This window comes from Natronolimnohabitans sp. A-GB9, assembly GCF_030848565.1.
Lineage (GTDB): Archaea > Halobacteriota > Halobacteria > Halobacteriales > Natrialbaceae > Natronolimnohabitans.
Genome location: NZ_JAVDDV010000039.1, coordinates 1 through 17,950, shown reverse-complemented (window position 1 = coordinate 17,950; position 17,950 = coordinate 1). Strand labels below are relative to the sequence as shown.

At 61.4% G+C, this 17,950-nt stretch carries 23 protein-coding genes; all 23 read left to right on the top strand.

Annotated features, from left to right (window positions below; all coding sequences use genetic code 11):
- The first annotated feature begins 109 nt into the window (after nucleotides 1-109).
- Nucleotides 110-682 carry a hypothetical protein gene (locus tag RBH26_RS20660; RefSeq protein ID WP_306760252.1) on the top strand — a complete coding sequence of 191 codons (573 nt, stop codon included), beginning with the start codon at nucleotides 110-112 and terminating at the stop codon, nucleotides 680-682.
- Between the two features lie 6 nt (nucleotides 683-688).
- Nucleotides 689-1,036, top strand: a complete 348-nt coding sequence (locus RBH26_RS20655) for a hypothetical protein (RefSeq protein ID WP_306760251.1) — start codon at nucleotides 689-691, stop codon at nucleotides 1,034-1,036.
- Between the two features lie 669 nt (nucleotides 1,037-1,705).
- Entirely contained in the window at nucleotides 1,706-2,140 is a 435-nt protein-coding gene (locus RBH26_RS20650; protein WP_306760250.1) for a hypothetical protein, read from the top strand.
- 89 nt (nucleotides 2,141-2,229) lie between these two features.
- The gene (locus tag RBH26_RS20645; protein WP_306760249.1) at nucleotides 2,230-2,463 is read left to right on the top strand and encodes a hypothetical protein; all 234 of its coding nucleotides are present in this window, start codon (nucleotides 2,230-2,232) and stop codon (nucleotides 2,461-2,463) included.
- Between the two features lie 333 nt (nucleotides 2,464-2,796).
- Nucleotides 2,797-2,982, top strand: coding sequence for a hypothetical protein (locus RBH26_RS20640; RefSeq protein WP_306760248.1), 186 nt, complete (start codon nucleotides 2,797-2,799; stop codon nucleotides 2,980-2,982).
- Nucleotides 2,983-2,985: 3 nt separating this feature from the next.
- The gene (locus RBH26_RS20635) at nucleotides 2,986-3,264 is read left to right on the top strand and encodes a hypothetical protein (RefSeq protein WP_306760247.1); all 279 of its coding nucleotides are present in this window, start codon (nucleotides 2,986-2,988) and stop codon (nucleotides 3,262-3,264) included.
- 42 nt (nucleotides 3,265-3,306) lie between these two features.
- Nucleotides 3,307-4,044, top strand: a complete 738-nt coding sequence (locus RBH26_RS20630; protein ID WP_306760246.1) for a hypothetical protein — start codon at nucleotides 3,307-3,309, stop codon at nucleotides 4,042-4,044.
- A 2-nt stretch (nucleotides 4,045-4,046) separates the two neighbouring features.
- Complete coding sequence (locus tag RBH26_RS20625; protein WP_306760245.1) at nucleotides 4,047-5,906, top strand: hypothetical protein; 1,860 nt, start codon at nucleotides 4,047-4,049, stop codon at nucleotides 5,904-5,906.
- Between the two features lie 3 nt (nucleotides 5,907-5,909).
- Nucleotides 5,910-6,239, top strand: coding sequence for a KTSC domain-containing protein (locus tag RBH26_RS20620; protein WP_306760244.1), 330 nt, complete (start codon nucleotides 5,910-5,912; stop codon nucleotides 6,237-6,239).
- A gap of 2 nt (nucleotides 6,240-6,241) precedes the next feature.
- A complete protein-coding gene (locus tag RBH26_RS20615) occupies nucleotides 6,242-7,672 on the top strand; it encodes a hypothetical protein (protein ID WP_306760243.1) in 1,431 nt (476 codons plus the stop codon).
- Between the two features lie 97 nt (nucleotides 7,673-7,769).
- Entirely contained in the window at nucleotides 7,770-9,071 is a 1,302-nt protein-coding gene (locus RBH26_RS20610) for a peptidase (protein ID WP_306760242.1), read from the top strand.
- Nucleotide 9,072: 1 nt separating this feature from the next.
- Nucleotides 9,073-10,392 carry a hypothetical protein gene (locus tag RBH26_RS20605; protein ID WP_306760241.1) on the top strand — a complete coding sequence of 440 codons (1,320 nt, stop codon included), beginning with the start codon at nucleotides 9,073-9,075 and terminating at the stop codon, nucleotides 10,390-10,392.
- A 23-nt stretch (nucleotides 10,393-10,415) separates the two neighbouring features.
- Nucleotides 10,416-10,925 carry a hypothetical protein gene (locus RBH26_RS20600; protein ID WP_306760240.1) on the top strand — a complete coding sequence of 170 codons (510 nt, stop codon included), beginning with the start codon at nucleotides 10,416-10,418 and terminating at the stop codon, nucleotides 10,923-10,925.
- Nucleotides 10,926-10,928: 3 nt separating this feature from the next.
- Nucleotides 10,929-11,666: a hypothetical protein gene (locus RBH26_RS20595; RefSeq protein WP_306760239.1), complete on the top strand. Its 738-nt coding sequence runs from the start codon at nucleotides 10,929-10,931 to the stop codon at nucleotides 11,664-11,666.
- Between the two features lie 245 nt (nucleotides 11,667-11,911).
- Nucleotides 11,912-12,379, top strand: coding sequence for a hypothetical protein (locus tag RBH26_RS20590; RefSeq protein ID WP_306760238.1), 468 nt, complete (start codon nucleotides 11,912-11,914; stop codon nucleotides 12,377-12,379).
- A gap of 1 nt (nucleotide 12,380) precedes the next feature.
- Nucleotides 12,381-12,944, top strand: coding sequence for a hypothetical protein (locus RBH26_RS20585; RefSeq protein WP_306760237.1), 564 nt, complete (start codon nucleotides 12,381-12,383; stop codon nucleotides 12,942-12,944).
- Between the two features lie 31 nt (nucleotides 12,945-12,975).
- The gene (locus tag RBH26_RS20580; RefSeq protein ID WP_306760236.1) at nucleotides 12,976-13,887 is read left to right on the top strand and encodes a hypothetical protein; all 912 of its coding nucleotides are present in this window, start codon (nucleotides 12,976-12,978) and stop codon (nucleotides 13,885-13,887) included.
- Nucleotides 13,887-14,411, top strand: coding sequence for a hypothetical protein (locus tag RBH26_RS20575; protein ID WP_306760235.1), 525 nt, complete (start codon nucleotides 13,887-13,889; stop codon nucleotides 14,409-14,411). Before RBH26_RS20580 ends, RBH26_RS20575 begins: the two co-directional genes overlap by 1 nt.
- A 23-nt stretch (nucleotides 14,412-14,434) precedes the next feature.
- Entirely contained in the window at nucleotides 14,435-14,557 is a 123-nt protein-coding gene (locus tag RBH26_RS20570; RefSeq protein ID WP_306760234.1) for a hypothetical protein, read from the top strand.
- Between the two features lie 42 nt (nucleotides 14,558-14,599).
- Nucleotides 14,600-15,052, top strand: coding sequence for a hypothetical protein (locus RBH26_RS20565; protein WP_306760233.1), 453 nt, complete (start codon nucleotides 14,600-14,602; stop codon nucleotides 15,050-15,052).
- A 35-nt stretch (nucleotides 15,053-15,087) separates the two neighbouring features.
- On the top strand, nucleotides 15,088-16,308 hold the full coding sequence (locus tag RBH26_RS20560; RefSeq protein ID WP_306760232.1) for a hypothetical protein: 1,221 nt from the start codon (nucleotides 15,088-15,090) through the stop codon (nucleotides 16,306-16,308).
- Nucleotides 16,305-16,904, top strand: a complete 600-nt coding sequence (locus RBH26_RS20555) for a hypothetical protein (RefSeq protein ID WP_306760231.1) — start codon at nucleotides 16,305-16,307, stop codon at nucleotides 16,902-16,904. Before RBH26_RS20560 ends, RBH26_RS20555 begins: the two co-directional genes overlap by 4 nt.
- A 6-nt stretch (nucleotides 16,905-16,910) precedes the next feature.
- A partial coding sequence (locus tag RBH26_RS20550; protein ID WP_306760230.1) for a hypothetical protein occupies nucleotides 16,911-17,950 on the top strand: 1,040 nt, incomplete at its 3' end.

The following is a 17,950-nucleotide window of genomic DNA, read 5'->3' as shown; positions in this document are numbered from 1 at the left end:
AGTAGTCTATTTGGTAGTAACGGAGAACACTCCAGGGTTCGCCGAACAGGCCGCCGGCGTTCGCCGGCCGTCTTCGTCCAACAGCCCTGCGTAGCCGCTTTTCATCACCATGCGACAGTTCAACGCCATCCCTTTCGACACCCGTGAGTCCGATAGACGTGGGTACGAGACCTTCAAAGAGGAGATTTGGCGCTCGAGTGAGGTCTGTAACTCGTGCTTCTCACAGGTCCGCTCGATCGGGCCGGAGAAACACAAGATGCTCTCTACGCCCGAGGAAAAACGCCTCGAGCATGGCGGGCCGCCGCCGATTCTTACGCTCTACGAGTGGTATGAGCGCACAGAAAACGGCTCACAGGAACATACTCCGTGGGACTCGAATCGGCGCTTCGGAACCTGCTTCTGCGAGAACTGCGGGACAGACTGTAACGGAAACCATCGGAACAAGTCCCTCGAGGAGCTCAAGCCGCTCGCGGCGAACATCTACCGCTATGTCTCTCTCAAAACTGACTACGAGCTCGATCCGCAACGCTTCGGCGCTGTAGTCCGCGAACTGAAACAGCTCCGTTCCGCCCAGGGCAACGAGACCGAAATCCTCGCGATCGCGTTTGCTCGCTCTCTCGGCCAGGAGAAAGCCATAGTCGACACCGCCCAATCGACTCGAGCGGCCGTAGCTTCTGACTAACCAGCCATGTCCACCGAATCCCAGCCCTTCCCGCCTCGAGAGCCGTCGGTATACCGACCAACAGTTCACTTCCACGAGCGGCTCAAAGACAAGTACGACGAGTATAATCGGCACATAGACGGCGAAATTATCGAGGGGTGCATCCGGAACGGTGACGCCGAACGGGTTGGGCCGGACATCTACCACTTCCGCGCAACGTTCGGCGGCGTCACCTACCGCCTCGTGGTCAACACCGACCGCAGCGTCGTTATCACTGGCCACCCGATCTCGATCAACACCGAGGTCGCCCGAGACTCTGGGCGCTGGTCGACCGACCAGATCGAGGATATCCGAGAGTTCATCGCTGCGAAGTAGACCGATCCCTGATGACGGCACCCTGCGGCCCAGCAAACCCACCACAATCCTATCGTTTCAGATTCAGGGTTGCTCGAGGGGTTCCAACATACACAGCCGGAGTCTGGCAGGCCAGACTCAACGGGTTCGACTCCCGTCTCCGGCATTCCGATGAGGCTAGTTCACTGCTCGTGTTGCGCTCGAGTATAGCTGGCTGAGGATACCTGAGCACTCATCTCGAGTGCTGTGAGTCTCTCGTTGCACTCGAGGGCTGGCGAACGATACGCAACATGACGGACGATAGTGTGCGTTCCAACGCCAACGTCAAGCCCGGATCTCCTTTCCGGCTACCGACGGTTGTTCGGCTTCGGTTCCACTCGATTCGGTGAGCGCAATATGCGACACCCCACAGCCAGAGTGGTTTCGATCGTCGTCGTAGACTGACCTGAACTCGGATGTAGTGGTCACGCGATAGCGGTTGAACGCTACGAGTGCAGCGAGTCCGCGGTGCGGGATCGGCCGTCAGCCAACCTCGGGGCAACCGGGGCGCTGACGGCTTGACGATCGAACGCTGGCGAAAGCCTGCGACCTCGACGTCGACCCATGGCCGCGAAGCAAGACCATCCAGCCAGTCCGTTGTTCTATCTTTCAGTACCCGATCACCAACCTGCAGTTTTTCCATACACAGTTATGCTCGAAATACTCCAGCAGATTCCGTTTCAGTACTGGAAACACGCAAAGAGAGAGTTTCGACGCCGGTTTGCGACTGTCGAGTGGCCGGAGTACCCCGACCACGTCACGGTCGCGATGACTGCCGACGAACTCGAGGCCTGCCTTCGGAATCATCACTTCGAGGATGGTTCCGGCTGGTCGCTCAAATACGACGGCGAAGTGCTGAACATGCGTCGTCCAGCCGGAACTGACGACCAGGGGCGTCCCCTCGAAGAACACCTTCGGTTCCGGCCCGCCGATCACGGCCTCGAGGGTAACGGCCACATCGAACCGTCGCGATGGGAAGAGAAGACCCGCCACGTCGAGGAGGAAGGTCTGGAGTGGCTCTCTGGAGGGGAACTGGCCTCGCTGCTCGAGAGCACCGGCGTTGACCCTGACACGATAGCAATCTGATCAATGCCATGTCTGTCGACCCATCTACCCGCGAGTCGTGGAACCGTGCGAAAGTCGAAGTGGCCTGTCTTATCCGAGCTCTGACCCCGATGCCCGAAGATGCTCCCGACCGGTGGTTCCGGAAGGCGATACTCTTGGCGCTGTTTCTCGTCTGGTCGATCCTTGTGCTGGATCTCACGGGCGCTGAACCGGACCCGCCGCTGATGTACGGACTCACGGGCGTCCTGTTCCTGATCATCGGGCGGATGTGGGATGTCGAACTTGAGGAGATCGACCTCCCCGGCATCTCGATCGGAACGAGTGACCGCGACGATCAAGACTGACCACTTCGTGTTCAAGACGACGAGGCGATCGCCGTCCTCCACCCGTCGCACAACGAGTACATCACACCGCCGGAGCACGCTCGAGCGTGTGAACGACCACTTCTCAGCGGATTACACGATCGGCTTACCAACCTGGGAGCCGACCCCCCACCGCTCGACGCTTTCGTCGACGAACTATCTGATTCCACACAGCCGATATCTGCCTAACACCACCATGGCCCGCAAGATGGACTTCAACAACGGCCGACCCACGGAGAACCGAACTGTCGAATGCACTCACTGTGGCTCGCTGCTACGCGAGTCGGAAGTAGACAACCACGACTGTCCGAGCACATGAGCGACGAAGGCCCCAAGATCTGGATCGATCACTACGACCTCAACCTTGGTGTCGTCGGTGGCGACCAGGACACGATCGAAGCGGTCGAGGAGATCTTCGACGAGAAACTCGAGGAAGCAGTCGACCGCGATCCAAAACTCGGCGACGACGTCGATGACCACATCTCACGAGAGGTGCAGTAATCCGTGACGGCGAACCCGTTTATCGAACTCTACGAAGCACCCGTCGAAACACTCACGCTCGGTGCTTATCTCCTGATACTACTGGCGGCGCTTGTCGGGACGTGGTGGCTACTCACTCGAAACGTCCTCGAGCTGTACAAACAGGCCGCGACCGAGACGTGGGCGAAGAACGCACCGCTGTACCCGCCCTTCAAGTTCATCTGGCGGCTCGCGGCGATCCCGGTTATCGTCGCGATCGACCTGTTTCTGATCGCGGCGTTTCTCTACTTCGCAGTCCCCTGAATCGTATTTAAAGTACAAAAGCCAGAATTTACAGATTCTTACATGAGCCTCGGTGGAACTCGAGAACAGCGCGTCACGCTCGCACTCAAGTGGCGACACCTGGATGGTTGCGACATCCAGGAGATTCGCGACCGGTTCGAGGAGGAGGGATACGGCCGCCCCTCGAGGCAGACTGTCCATAATTACCTCGACGAAAAGGAAGCCGAGGACGTCCTCGACCAGATCAAGCAAAAGCACGCCGAGACGCGACTACAGATTGCCGATCGCGAAGAGCAGATGTACCGCCGCGCTCGAGCGGACGAACATCGCGCGGTTCGTGACGAGCCGATCAAACGCGTCGTCCCCCAGACGGATACTGTCTCGAACGACCGCGAGTCGCCGATGCAGTGGCCCGACTGGGAAGTGCTCGACCCTGATGATGAGGACTTTCCGGAGTGGGCCAGCGAACGCGACACCGTCATCCGTTTCCTCGATCGAAAGCGGTCGATCATGCCAGGGGAGGAGTATCCTCTCCGATCGGTCGACGGGACGCCGAAGTATACGACTGAGATGGTCGGCCTCGAGCGGGACCAGCCTGACATCCAGAAACGCGCGATGGCACGTCAAGAGCAGTCCAAGCACCTCGAGGCGAAAGGCGAAGTCCTCGGCATCTACACTGACCACATCGAACTCGACGTCGACGAAGACCGATCGATCGACGAGGGGGACAAGGCCGAACTCGTCGACGCGATCGAATCGCTCCGGGATGGTGACGCCGGCGGGAATGGGAGTGAGGAGTAACGATGTCCGCCACAGCCACGACCGGAGCCGGTCAGACAACGGAGGCCGACATCGGACGGATCATCCAGGAGTCGGACGATCCGATCGGCCAGCTAAACGAGGCGCTCACCCCACAGGAGAAGCGTGAGTTCTGCGATCCCAAAGGCCCGCTCGAGGAGGACACGTCGTTCTGGCTGCTGTGCAACCTCGTCACCCGCAACTGGCTCGAGAGCAAGCCGACGCCCTGGGAGGTGGTTCCGGAGCACGCGATGCACTGGAACCAGCAGATCGAGGCGAACCCGCTGAACATCATCCTCTCGGCGCGGAAACACACGAAGACGACGTTCGTCCTCTGCAAGATCATCCAGAAGAGCCAGTACATCGAGGGGTTCGCCTCGCTCTACTGGGCGAACACGCAGGACCAGGTCCACGATCGGATGGGCGAACTCGACGAGCTCGTCGAAGCCAACCAGTGGCTGGACAACCTCCACGAGGGCGGCGAGGCCTGCGGCGGGTCGGAATCGAAGACGTTCCAGAACGGATCGAAGCTGTTCACGACGTCGGTCACTGGCAGCGCCGAAGGTGGCCACGTCAACATGAGCATCGGGGATGACCCGCTCAAGGAGTACGGCGGAATCCCGGACGAACGGATCGAGGCCTGGTACTCGAAGGTCATCGAACCGATGCTCAACCGCAACGGGATCCACGTTATCGTAGGAACCCGTAAACGACCGACCGACCTCTACGAGATTCTCCGTACGAAAAACTCCGACGCCGACTGGGATCTCCCCAGCTACCAACTCCTCGAGTACCCGTCGATTCGCGAGCCGTGGATCCAGAAGTACGGCGACGATCGCCCGGAAGACCTCGCTCCACCGGACCTCTATACCGAAGTCGAAGCGCCGAAACTGGCAGACGCACTCGGCGTCCCCGGCAACACGGTCTCGATCCTCTGGCCGGATGGCCGGCCGGCGAACTGGCTAGCTCGCAAGCTAGGGGCGCAGGGCTACCCGTACTTCGTCCGGGAGTTCTGCATGGTGTTCGAGCAGGCTTCGAACGCCATCATCAACCGCGAGGCGATCGACAATCGCTGCTCGATTCATGATATCGCTCCCGACTACGTCGACGTCGCCAATTCAGTCTACACACAGACTGTCGTCGGCGTCGATCCGGCGTCAACGGCCGGCACTGACCGCTCGAGTTTCGTCGTCCTCGGTGTTCGCGAGAGCGGCGTCCGGGACATCCTCGAGGTCTATAACGACGAGGCGATCAACCCGGCGCGGTTCAAGTCCAAGCTCCAGGAGTTCGACCGCCGATACGCTCCGTCGGCGATCGTCATCGAGAGCAACGGGATGCAGGAGTATCTCGTCGAGGATGCGATCGAGTTCGACCGATCGCTTCCGATCAAGCGCCACCACACCAGCGGTCAGAAACACAGCTGGGAAAGCGGGATTCCGCGGATGGCTCACCGCATCGGGAACGGCGGCTACCAGTTTTACCGGGAGAACGCCGACCACACTGAGGAGTTGATCGACGCGCTGACGTCGCTGGTCAAAAACGACGAAGGCAAACTCGAGGGGCACACGCCCGACCCGGTGTCGGCGCTGTATCAGGCCGAACAGGCGATCGCGTCGAAGGTGCCGACCGGAACGATCGACCTGGACGACCAGCCGGACGGCAGTACCAATGCCGGCGACGACGGCGACGACCCGACGTGCCCACGGTGTGGTGGCGATCTCGAGCCGACGAGCCGTAGTGGGATGGCCCGGTGCCCAGCGTGTGACGTCATCCTCGAGAAAGAGATCGAAGACCGCTCGTTCGAGGACTCCGAGATCGGGCAAGCGATTATCCAGATCCGCGACCAGTTCGGAGGTGCTTTCTGACAGGTGACGCTCTCGTTCGACCTCAACGCCCGGATCGGCAAGGATCAGATGCTCGAGATGCACTCGTTCAACTCGAGCAACATCCACAGTGCACTCTACGATCGCTCCGTCCGCGACCTGTACGTTCGGTTCCACGGAGATCGGATCTACGTCTACCTCAACGTCCCCGATACCGTCTGGACGGAGTGGTTGCAGGCCTCCTCGGCCGGCTCGTACCATCACGAGAACATCAAGTGGGAGTTCGTCTACGAGGAACTGACCGCCAGCGACTGGCCACAACAGGGCCGAGCAGCGCCGGCGAACAACCAGACCGTCCGGAGATTCCTGCGATAATCATGGCACTCGAACACTACCTCGAGCAGCACAAGAGTTACACCGAACGCGAGAAGTCGACGGCTACGATCGGCGGGACGTCGGTCGACCTCGCGGATGCCCAGACCACTCAGCAGGTCAACGACTCGATCATCGGTGCGAACGTCAACGGCGTCCCACGCGGCAAGGAGGCGTACCAGGCCCGGCAACTCGGCGAGACGTGGGCGATGGAGATCATCAAGAACGCCATCAACGACCAACTCGCCGGCGCGGAACTCGGGATGGGGACGCCCGACGACATCGACCCTTCTCGAGCGGCGAAAACGCTCTGGAAGCTGTTTCGGGACATGCTTCAGGGCCCACACCTGCAGGACGACGCCTGGAACGATCTCGTCTCCGCTACGGTCTCGGACATGGTCGACGTCGGGAACGGCTACTGGGAACCGATTCCGAGCAACGACGGCTCGATCCCGGTGGCTGCCCTGAAACCGGTCGACGCGCTTTCGGTTCGACACAACGTCACCGCGGGTGGCGAGTTCGGCGACCCACCGTACTACCAGGCACCTGCTCGCACCCAGGGCGGCAGTATCATCACTGGAATCGGCGACGGCGACCTGACCGAACTCGAGAGCGATGACCTCATCGTCATGCGCTATCCGGGCTCGAGGCGCTCGAATCGCATCTATCCTCGTGCGCCAGGGATGCAGGTCCAGGCCGCCCTCGAGCACCTCACCCACTCGACGATCCACGCCCAGCGCTTCTACAACGACAACGAACTCCCGAGCGGGTTCGTCCAGTTGATGGATGCCAACGACTCGACGATCGATGACGTCGAGGAGACAATCAAGAACGCCGCCGGCGACCCGCGGAAGGTCGGTGTGATCGGCGGCGAGGGGCCGGCCAACTGGATCGAGATGGGCGGCACTGCGCTGAACCTCGACATCATCGGCGAACAGAAGTGGTTCCTCCAACTCTGCCTGGCTGCGTTCGGACTCACCAAAGGCGAGATCGCGCTGACGGAGGACGTCAACTACAACACCGCCGACGCGGAGCTCTCGATCGTCCATAAGCGTGTGACGCAAGGGTTCCTCGAGACGATCGAGGACGCCGTCACTACCCAGGTGTTCCTCCAGTTCGAGAGCTACCAGGAACTGCCGGAGGAGCAACGCTTCTCGCTGAAGCTCGCACACTCCGATCCCCGCCAGGAACGCGCTCGAGAGGAACACCTCCGGGAACGGTACGAAGCAGGGGCACTGCCGTTGAACGCGTATCTCCAGAAACTTGGCGAGGAGACTGGCGACACGACTGTCGAGATTGCCGGCGTCGAGATCGACTACGGCGAGCACCCCAAATATGTGACAGAAGCGCTGATCAGGGATGCTCGAGGCGGCCAGGGCGAGGAAGATAGTGGCGACGATAACGACGGCGACGAAGACGCCGACCCGCTGCAGTAGTATCGCTCGAGAGCCCGATGACCTCGTGACCCGTGGCACGGGACGATAAGGGCCGAACGGACCGTCACGGGGACCTGTTTTACGAATCTACGATACGATGCAAACGCACCTACAGAAGGGACAGTACGTCGAGAAGCGCTTCCGCGCTTCCCGCGATGAGATTGAGGTCAAGGAGGACGAGGACGGGCGCAAACGCGTCCGGATGCCGATTTCTTCGACCGCCGAAGACCGAGATGGCGACGAGTTCTCGGAGAACGGCCTCGAGGACCTTCGCGACCAGATCAACGCCGGCAAAGTCCCGGCGTTTCTCGACCACGGGCGCGGCTCTCGAGGCGGCTACTACGGTGCCCTCGGGATCGTCGGCACGTGGGACGATGCCTCGGTCGAGACGGAGTCCTACGACGGCGAGTCAGTCGACACGCTGTATGCGGACTTCGTTCCGACGAAGGCCAACGAGGACGCCGAAGACATCGTGGCTCTCCTCGAGGACGACATGCCGGTCGGCGCGTCGGTCGGGTTCCGGATCATCGACTACGAACGCGATCGCGACGAGGGGAAGTTCATCTTCCACTCGACCGATCTACTCGAGACGTCGATCGTTGGGATCCCGTCGAACCCGCTGACGGTCAACGACGGTGTCGACGCCGATGCGATCGGCGCGAAGGCCCTCGGCAGCCCGGAGCATATCCGGTTCCGATCGCCGGTCGACCAGCAGCCGGTCGTTCCTGCAGCCAGCGCAGCCAAGCGGCAGGCACCGATGTCGGGCGGCCGGACGATGACTGGCGCTGCTGGGCTCGAGCCAGGTGGCTACGATCCCGAGGCCCGTTCCCTGGAGCGGGGTCGTCTCGGTCCTGACTCCGACCTCGAGGAAACGCTCACAGACGTCGAGCGTCGGCTTTCTGACCTCGAGCAGGCTTTCCCGACCGACAGCTCGGCTGTTGATTCTGCGGACGATGAAAAAGAAATGACTGACCCTGATCCCGACAACGGCGGCGGCGATCCCGCTGACGGCACCAGTGGTACCGACGTCGACGAGCTCCGGAACGACATCTCCAAACTGACGGAGACAGTCGGCCAGCTCGCTGACACCACGAACGACCTCGTCGAGACGATCGATGAGGAGCACAATACCGAACCCGACGAGACCGACAGCGATCCCGACGTCGACGGTACCGACGCCAGCGACGACAAGGATGGCGAGCCCGACGAGGAGGCACTCCGACTCTTCCTCAGTGAGGACGCCGACGAGGACGTCCGCAAGGAGTTCGAGGCGCTTCGTGAGAAGGCCAACGACGACGGCGAGCTCGAGCTCGCGAAGTCCGAGACGCGGCTGTTCGGCTCGGATGACGACGGCACTGACGGCACGACCGACGATTCAACCACCGAGGTGACGATCTAACATGTCTGCTACTATCGACCACGTCCAGGAGACGCTGACTGGCACTCGAGGCGACAGCGACGAAGCGGAAGAGTATCTCTACAACATCCTCGCGGAGGGTTGGGGCTTCCCCGAGACCCACATCGAACGCGGCCGTACTGGCATCGACGTCAGCGGCCGCGTCCAGCGCCACGAGGACAACTATGCCGAACACCTCGAGAGTCAGTTCGGCACGAAGAACCCGTTCCTCGCAGCTGCTGCGGCCGGTGAGCAGTACCAGCCCGGCTCGATGGGGTCGTCGAAGGCGGTCAAGGGCGTCGATACGATGGTCCAGCAGAAGGGCGCTGTCGATGCCTCGACCGTCCAGGACGCAGTCCCGATCATCGTCGACCCGATGATCATGGACGTCCAGCGCCAGCGCGCGCCAGTACTGGACCGCATCGACACGCGCGCCCAGCAGGGCTTCACCGCGAAATACAACGTCATCAGCGGCCGCTCGGAGCCGATCGGCTATGCCGGCCAGTCCGACATCATCGACCTGTCGGACAACGACTACGGTGACTTCGCGATCGAGACGGACTCCGAGGAGATGGCGATCTACGTCGACCAGGTCAACGTCTCCGACTTCGCCTCTCGAGCGACCGACTCGCTCGAGTACATGGACCTGGAAAACACAACGCTGGGCCAGCGCACCATCGAGTGGGCGCTCACGAAGGCCGCTGCGTATTTCTACGCAGATCCCGACGCCGGCGAAACTGGCTTCGGCTACTCCTCGCTGGGCACCGAGAACGCGTTCCCAGGTCTAACTCACCTCGCCCAGAGTGCCGGCAACGACTTCGACCGGACCTCAGTCGACGTCGCTGCTGACGGCTTCCCGATCCTCGAGGACCTCAAGTCCGTCCTCACATGGACTGTCGAGAACACCGGCCTGACCTATGCCGACGCCGAGATCTTCGTCTCGCCGACGCTGTTCGATCTCATCGAGAACGAGGCAAACCCGGTCACCCGCCTCGAGTCGTTCCAGACGGGCGTCAACTTCGGCGCGCGCCAGCTGAACATCAAGGGTGTCCCGGTCACGGAGTGCCCGAACATCAGTCCGAACTTCGAACTGCCGTGGGACACATCGCCCGAAGGTCCCGGCAACGCGTTCATCGTCGACCGCCGAGCCGTCCAGTTCCGGGCACTCGCGCCGCTGTTCACGCTGCCGCTGGGTCGCCAGGGGCTCGCAGACCGTGTCGCGATGGCCGAATACGGCTCGCTGGTCGACAAGTCCCAGGGCGAACACACGTTCTGGCTCGAGTACGACACCGGCAGCACCAACTTCGATCCGAGCGCGGCCTAACCTGACCCGATAGGTAACTGACCATGCGACGCATCCAACATCCACGGGCGACGGCGGCCTTTCCACGGGATCCGCCGTCGAAAGCCGCTGTCGAGATCACCAGCGGCGAGTATCGCACTGCCACTGTCGACGACGAGGGATACGTGCTGGTCCGCGACGACTTCGCTGAGCCCGTCATGGACGGTCTCGCCGACCAGTACGGCGTCGGGTACGATCGCGATACTGGCGAGATCGTCAGCCATGCCGGCAACGATCTCGAGGCCGACCATCAGATCGATGCCGGTTTCGATGACGATGACAACCAGGTAGACGTCGACAGCGCCGGCAAGGACGCCGCTGAAGGCGATGATCTCGAGGCCTGGGAGAACTGGAACCGCGACGACTGGCTGGCGCTCGGCTGGGAAGATCGGAAGGCCGACGTCGAGAACGGTCTCGTCGACGACCATCTCGAGGAGATCATCGACGTCGAGTCCAACCAGAGCAAGCGCGTCTGCGAGGCTGCCCAGGAGCGCCTCGAGGAACTCGAGGGGTGATCTATGTCTGACGACATCGGCTACTGTACCGTCGATGATGTCCGCCGCGCCTGGCAAAGGGCCGAGTTCTCTCGCGGCCTCGAGGTTGAGGACAACCAGGCGGTCGTCGACGCGATCACGAGCCAGGCCGAGTGGCTCCAAGAGCACACGAACCGCCACTGGTACGCGCCAGACGGCCTCGAGGAAGATGACCATGACATCATCCCGACCGAGCCGCTGACTCACTCGGAAGACGAACTGGATATTCCCTCGAGTCCACACGCTGGCCCGCAGCAGATGCAGGTCGCTGCGTCGAGACAGGCTCGCTATCCGGTTCGGCATGCTGGGCCGTACACCCGTGTGAAACTGAGTCGGCGCGATGTCGTCGACATGACCGAACTCCTCGTTCGCGACAACTCCGGTAACGTCACGGACTGGGTCTCTGAGTACGCGCGAGGTCGTGGCAAGGACTACTACCTCAACAGCGACGACTCGAGCGGCTTTACGTACCTCTACCTGCACTGCGGAACCCTTCCGAAGTTGCGGGACTACGACAACGCCGTGGTCGCGACCTACGAGTGGGGGATCGACGAACTGTCGAATACCGTCCGCCGGGCGATCGCCATGCGTGCTCTTGCGCAGTTACTCACTGACGATGACAGCGCCTTGGGGATACCCGAGGATGCAAATCTTGTTCCTGCCGAGTCGAAGATCCAGGCTCTCGAGCGCCAAGCCGAAGAGTTGCTTGGCATCCACGAATGACGCTTGGGATCGCCGTTCTCGGAACACTGCTGTCGTTCAGTACCGGCTACGTGATCGGCTCATTCCAGTCAGCGGATCGGCGTGATCGTGCTCGAGTTTCGGAGGCGCCGGACGAGGATCCTCGAAGAGACGATGACGGCTATGGTCTCGAACGGCTCTGACCATGATTGAGTTCTCTTATTTCGACCTCGACCTTCGCGAGGCGCTGCTGACTGTGGTCACTAGCAACCTGGGGGTAACAACAGATGAGTACTACAGATACGACAGCTAGTGCCTCGTTCAGCCTCGAGGGTCCAGAGCCAATCCTCGACGATGCCGAGTCTCGGCTAGTTGGTGAGGCGAATCCACTCGTCTTCCAGGCCGTTCGCGTCAGCCACGGCGCGCTGCGGTCGTATGGCTCGCGCAACGACTACGACACGGATCCGATCGAGGACTCGTTCGCTGGTGTCGAGGTCGACCGGTCGGGCGGAGAACTGACGGTCACATGGTGCTGGGACCACGAGGCGGCCGTGTTCTTCAACAACGGCACCTCAGATCACACGATCCACGGCGATCCGGTGCTCGCCTTCCGCTTCGACGAGTCGGAGTATCCGTACCTGGCGGAGATGTTTCCCGACGGCACGGCGTTCCTACCGGAGGTCAACGTCTCCGGCCTCCCGCAGTCGCGGTTTGTCCAGGCCGGCCTCGAGTGGCTGCGCCAGGAGGTGGGCTAAAATGGTACAAGATGAAGTCACGTGGCTGCTCGAGACGATCAAGCGGAATTGGCCCGGATACGGAGAGACCTGCCTCTATGGTGACGGGATCTACGGCGAAGGCGTCTATTTTGACCCCTATGGATTCCCTGACGATATCGTCCGGATCAACCGCGACGAGCCGAAGATCCTTGAGACGGGCGAACGGACGCGGTCGGTCGAGTTGTCGAACACGAACGCGATCGGCGCATCGCTGTCGAGCCGCGATCCAACGCCGGTTGGTGCCGAGTACAACCACCGCGTCGAGACGACGATCTCGATCCGATTCGAGGGCCTCCACGTGAGCGAGTTCGGTCACATCAAGTCCCCCGCTCACTTCGAGCAATTGGTCCGCTACGCACAACACGCGATCGCGCAGGAGCGCTCGTATCCGACGGTCGGCGACGTCGACGACGATCCGATCGGCTCGGTCGCGTACCACACGATCAGCCCGCCGGAGAACGAGACAGACCTGAGCGACGACAATAGGGACTACTTCCGGCGGGACTGGGAGTACCGTTTCATCGGCTATTCAAACCAACCATGACAAGCTACAACACAACTGACGGAGGGATAGCATGACGGGCGCGGGCGCCGCGACGGTCGCGTTCGCGAAAGAGCCAGAGTTCAAGGAGGATCCGACCGACGGCGAGTACTGGAAGTTCGGCCGCGACGCGACAGTCACGGAACTGGACCTCGAGCGCGCCCTCACAGAACTGACCGAGGGAGATAAAGCCGAGTACGTCGAGTCGGTCGCCGGCAACCTCGAGGGCGCGTTCGCGATCGAAGCCGCGATCTCGAGCGATGTTCACGGCGACGTCGAGGACCTCGTCTTCAACGACGGCGGCACCGGCTTCGAAGCCGGCCGTGCCGCGAGCGGGCGGATCTACACTGGCGTCGACTACCTGGACGGGACGGCTGAGCGCGAACTGATTGGCGCCGTTCCGCTCGAGTATACGGTCAGCTACGAGCAAGGCGAGCCGGTCAGCTATACGCTGTCGATGGCCTACGCTGACGAGGAACTCAATACATCGATCACGCCCTCGTCGATCAACGGCGTTAGCGACGGAACGACGGCGATGTACCACGGCGTGACACTCGACATCGACGGCACGGAAGTCGCCAAACTGCAGGAAGCGGCGCTGTCGATATCGAACATCAGCCGGTTCCAGTGGGGCGCTTCGCACACGGCGATCGACGCCGTCCTCGCGCGCCCGGAAGAACAGCTCGAGGTCGACGCGATCCTTACCGGTCCATCGCGAACGGAACTCGCCTACGGCGGCACCGACGCGACCGAGACTGCGGCACGAATGGACAGCGTCTCGGGATCGCTCAATATCGCTATCGCCGGTGAGAGTGTCAGCACGTACGAGATGCCGAAGTTGAAGCCGAATCAGAACTCGTGGAACGACGTCATCACGGACGGCGACACGGACACGACTGACTCGACGACGTTCAACGTCAACGGCGGCATCGAGGTGAGCGACTGATGCCCCTGCGAACAGAGACGATCGACTTCGGCGAGGAGGTTCAGCGCCTCGAGGACGAGATCGACGAACTCGAGAACATCATCAACAGCATCGGCGACGACGTCGATGGCGAAACTGCTCACGCGCTCCTCGAGCGGTTACAGTCCCTCCAGACGCACCTCAAGGGCGTCAAGTGGGCCCGCGACGAGGCGTTCGAGGCAGACTACGCGCCGATGTGGGACGACGACGTCGACGCGATCACGCTCGCGGGCCTTACCGGCGGCGAGTTCGGACGGATGCAAGACGACCTCGAGGGCGCCGGCAGCGGCGCCGCTCGAGTCCACCAGGTCGAAGCTGGCACCGAAGACGCGCCGTATATCGACGACAGCATGGACAGAGACCAGCGCATCGCGACCGTCTCCGACCTGCCGGTCCACTACCTCATGTGGGCCGAGTCGCGGATCGACGATCTCACCGGTCTAGGGGGAAACGCGCGGATCAACTACGACGACTTGCGCGCGGAGATGCAGACACAGGAGACGTAGATCCCGGCGTTGGGGCGGACTACTTGATTGGAGTTGCCGGCGCCTGTGGGATTCCGCCGGACGTCGCTCGCGAGTGTGCGGTTCGCGACCTCGAGGCGATCGCGGCTGTCGCCTCAGAGATGCACGTTGCCCACTTTGGCGATTGATTGGATAGTATGATTTAACGGCTGCGTGATCAATAAGACATTATGTCACTCGACGACTTATCCACGGAGCAGCAAGTCGGGTTAGTGGGCGCCGCGGCCGTTATCATTGGTGCCTTCTTGCCTTGGTTCGAAGTGTCGATCTTGGGGACGGCCGTGACCGAAACCGGGATGGACCGGGACGGATGGCTCACGATCATCTTGGCTGGCATCGCGGCGCTCTCGATCGCGTTCACTGACTGGGACACGTCCCATCAGGCGGTGGTGCTTGTGTCTGGAGCTATCGTCGCGCTGCTGGCGGCAGCCTACGTCGTTGATCCGTTTATCTTCGGTTATGAGGGCCCTGCTGACCAGCGGCAACTTGCCGAGTCGGCAGTGTCTGTTGGAAATGGAATCTATCTGACTCTCATCGGCGGCTTACTTCTCGTCTTTGCGGCAGTAGTCTCCCTCAACGAGTCGGCGACGGACGGAACTGGTCACACTCCTACCGGCGACTAATCTCGGCCCCACCTCGTTTTCAGTTCGAAACCACCATGACAGAGTTTAGTACAGAAGCAGATCTGTCCTTTAGCGACTCGTCGCTGGCACGCGCCAGCCGTCAACTCGAGCGGGAGTTGAGCGGCGTCAGCGTCGACCTGCGAATGGACACAGGACGTACCGGAAAAAGCCAGTCAAGTGGCGGCGTCACCGCAGCCGCCACACGCTCGGGTAGGTCAACCGGTGGCGTCGCACAGACGCTCGAGGAATCAACCGAGCTTGACCAGGAACGGAACACACACCTCTCCGACTTAGTCGAAATCGCCGAGCGCGGTGTCGGTGGCAGCGGTGGTGACGAGGGTGGGATCATCGGGAGTCTTTTGTCCGGGTTCAGCCTCCAGGGAGTCCTTGGAACCATCGGCACCGGTGCCCTGGTCGCGAGCGGCGCCACCATCACTGCCAGCGCGCTCGTGAAGGCGAAGGCGACGATCACAGCCGGTGCCCTGATCGCGAGTAAAGCAGCGATCGGAGCAGCGGCGCTGATAAAGAGTAAGGCAACGATCGGCACCGGCGCCTTGATCGCGAGTAAAGCAGCGATCGGAGCAGCGGCTCTCGTGAAGGCGAAGGCGACGATCACGGCCGGTGCCCTAATCGCTTCCAAGGCGGTGATTGGTGCTGGTGCACTGGTCGCAAGCAAGGCGTCGATTGGTGCCGCGGCACTGATCGCTTCCAAGGCGGCTATCGGGGCCGGCGCTCTGATCGCGTCGCCGGCGACCATCACGGCAAGTGCCTTGATCACATCGGCGGCAGTTATCACGGCGTCGGACGTGATCGACACTCCATGGGATGGATCCAGATCGGATGGTGTTGATCCCGAGATCGCGACACAACCCGATGAGTGGCGCACGACGCCGACGCACGACCCAGCGGCCGACTCGGAGTATCTTGAGAGTGCTGATCCGGAGCCAATCGAGCCATTTGACGACGGCGAGAGCCTCACCGCGGACGACTGGGAAGAGACGGAAGCCTTCATCGACGAAGTGATGGACGACGGTTCGGCCGACACAACGCCGTCGACGAGCTCTTCCAATACATCACCCGACACGACGCAACCCGACACGTCGCAAAACCAGGCTCGAGACCGACGTGGCGAAACGACGATCAACAATGACGTCACCATCGAGGCCGATCTCCGCGACCTCGAACGGACGGTTTTGAACGAGATCCGCGGCCTCGAGCGCGACATCGAAGACCTGGAGCGTCAGATCACACGATGACATGGGTGAATCCACAGGTCACGATCCACAACGCGGAGATAGCCGGCCAGACGGTCGACGGTACGTTCGTGTTCCCGTCCGACATCATCGTTGAGTTCGAGACACGGACCGAGGAGTTCTTCCAGTCGAGTGGCCGAACGCCAGCGCTGATGAGCGTCGTCCTCGATTGGATCCAGGACGAGACCGACGACGACGTCGACTCGAGCATCCGCCAAGAGTTGTCGATCGATGTCGGTGCAGGGATCCACGCGATCACGCTGGACTTCCGTGGTTACACAGGATCACCCTACCAGTGGGGCGACAGTGGCGAGGGCGGCACCCCGACCGATGCGACCGGCGAGGACCTCCACGCTCAAATGGCTGTCTTCGATCGGTATCTCCAGGCGGCGCGGATCGACTCGACGAACCCCGCGATCCTCGAGGTCGGTGAGTACTCCGAGGCAGGTCGATACAGCCCGCTCCAAGTCGTTCCAGAGAACCCGGACGTCGTATTCGATAGCACCGAGCAGAGCAGTATCTACGACGGCAGCGTCACTTGGGTCGAGACACTCTCGCTCGAGGAATCACTCGACGGAGCTAAACAAACACTCGGATAGCTCACTATGCCCGATCTCCTACTATACACGCTCGTTGTCCCACAAGCATCTCAATCCGAGTTACCAACCCAGCTCCAGCAGCAACTCGCTTCTGCCGGTATCATCGGCGAAGACGGTGGCGTCGTTGAGCAGATCGCGAGCAACCCAGCCGACCAGACAGTTATCGGCGTCTATCGGTCACCGGTGGCCGAAAAGATGGCCATCGAACTCGAGGAACTCGCAACAGCCTCTGGCTTTGGCGAGGTTCCACTGACCGGACTCAATGAAACGACACCAGTAGACGGCTACTACGCGATCGAAGAGGTCGACGTCGCTCCTCCCCAACCTCGGACCGACCGCGTCCAACAGTTCGAACTGCAGCTGACGAAAGAGGGGACTCGGAACAGTCACTGGCGAGCGATCGAGACGAACCCACGCCAAGCGGATCACGACTGGGGAAATGACCTCGAGGCGTCTTTAGCAGTCCCGGCAGCCGCGAGCAAGGTGCAGTGGTTCAATCCAGACAATCACTCTCGCACAGTAGCGCAGCATATCGAGGTCCGGTCCGCTGAGTTAGGCGGCGTCGCTATCTACGACCTCGATGCTGGACAGGACGCGGTCGGCACAGACACGCCGATGTTGATCTACGAGATTCCATATCGGGCCGAGGAGAACGTCGACTGCCGCGTCTACGATACACGTGATCGTGTCGAGAAGACGGACGACAACGGCGTTCTACAGTGGCAAAAAATCTTCTCGACGATCCATGATTTCGACGCCCCGATCGTCCTTGATAATGGCGTCATCCGTTTGCGTCTCGACGAAGCCGAAGGGACACTCGAGGCTGAGCGCTGGGACCCAGACAGGTTCCCGAATGAGACTGGGCTCTACGGCGCTGGGCTCTACGGAGAGGGGATCTACTACGGGGCTGAGGCCGAATGGTTCTCGGTCGATCTCGAACAGCCCGACGACGTCACTCTGTTCGATGTCGATCTCGTGGAGATCGGGATGGTTCGCGACCGCGTCCAGCTGACGTTCAGCGTCGCCGACAACCTATTTTCGCTTGA

Coding starts and splice junctions, on each gene's coding strand:
- RBH26_RS20660 (WP_306760252.1), top strand. CDS start 110: ATGCGACAGTTCAACGCCATCCCTTTCGACACCCGTGAGTCCGATAGA.
- RBH26_RS20655 (WP_306760251.1), top strand. CDS start 689: ATGTCCACCGAATCCCAGCCCTTCCCGCCTCGAGAGCCGTCGGTATAC.
- RBH26_RS20650 (WP_306760250.1), top strand. CDS start 1,706: ATGCTCGAAATACTCCAGCAGATTCCGTTTCAGTACTGGAAACACGCA.
- RBH26_RS20645 (WP_306760249.1), top strand. CDS start 2,230: ATGCCCGAAGATGCTCCCGACCGGTGGTTCCGGAAGGCGATACTCTTG.
- RBH26_RS20640 (WP_306760248.1), top strand. CDS start 2,797: ATGAGCGACGAAGGCCCCAAGATCTGGATCGATCACTACGACCTCAAC.
- RBH26_RS20630 (WP_306760246.1), top strand. CDS start 3,307: ATGAGCCTCGGTGGAACTCGAGAACAGCGCGTCACGCTCGCACTCAAG.
- RBH26_RS20625 (WP_306760245.1), top strand. CDS start 4,047: ATGTCCGCCACAGCCACGACCGGAGCCGGTCAGACAACGGAGGCCGAC.
- RBH26_RS20615 (WP_306760243.1), top strand. CDS start 6,242: ATGGCACTCGAACACTACCTCGAGCAGCACAAGAGTTACACCGAACGC.
- RBH26_RS20610 (WP_306760242.1), top strand. CDS start 7,770: ATGCAAACGCACCTACAGAAGGGACAGTACGTCGAGAAGCGCTTCCGC.
- RBH26_RS20605 (WP_306760241.1), top strand. CDS start 9,073: ATGTCTGCTACTATCGACCACGTCCAGGAGACGCTGACTGGCACTCGA.
- RBH26_RS20600 (WP_306760240.1), top strand. CDS start 10,416: ATGCGACGCATCCAACATCCACGGGCGACGGCGGCCTTTCCACGGGAT.
- RBH26_RS20595 (WP_306760239.1), top strand. CDS start 10,929: ATGTCTGACGACATCGGCTACTGTACCGTCGATGATGTCCGCCGCGCC.
- RBH26_RS20590 (WP_306760238.1), top strand. CDS start 11,912: ATGAGTACTACAGATACGACAGCTAGTGCCTCGTTCAGCCTCGAGGGT.
- RBH26_RS20585 (WP_306760237.1), top strand. CDS start 12,381: ATGGTACAAGATGAAGTCACGTGGCTGCTCGAGACGATCAAGCGGAAT.
- RBH26_RS20580 (WP_306760236.1), top strand. CDS start 12,976: ATGACGGGCGCGGGCGCCGCGACGGTCGCGTTCGCGAAAGAGCCAGAG.
- RBH26_RS20575 (WP_306760235.1), top strand. CDS start 13,887: ATGCCCCTGCGAACAGAGACGATCGACTTCGGCGAGGAGGTTCAGCGC.
- RBH26_RS20565 (WP_306760233.1), top strand. CDS start 14,600: ATGTCACTCGACGACTTATCCACGGAGCAGCAAGTCGGGTTAGTGGGC.
- RBH26_RS20560 (WP_306760232.1), top strand. CDS start 15,088: ATGACAGAGTTTAGTACAGAAGCAGATCTGTCCTTTAGCGACTCGTCG.
- RBH26_RS20555 (WP_306760231.1), top strand. CDS start 16,305: ATGACATGGGTGAATCCACAGGTCACGATCCACAACGCGGAGATAGCC.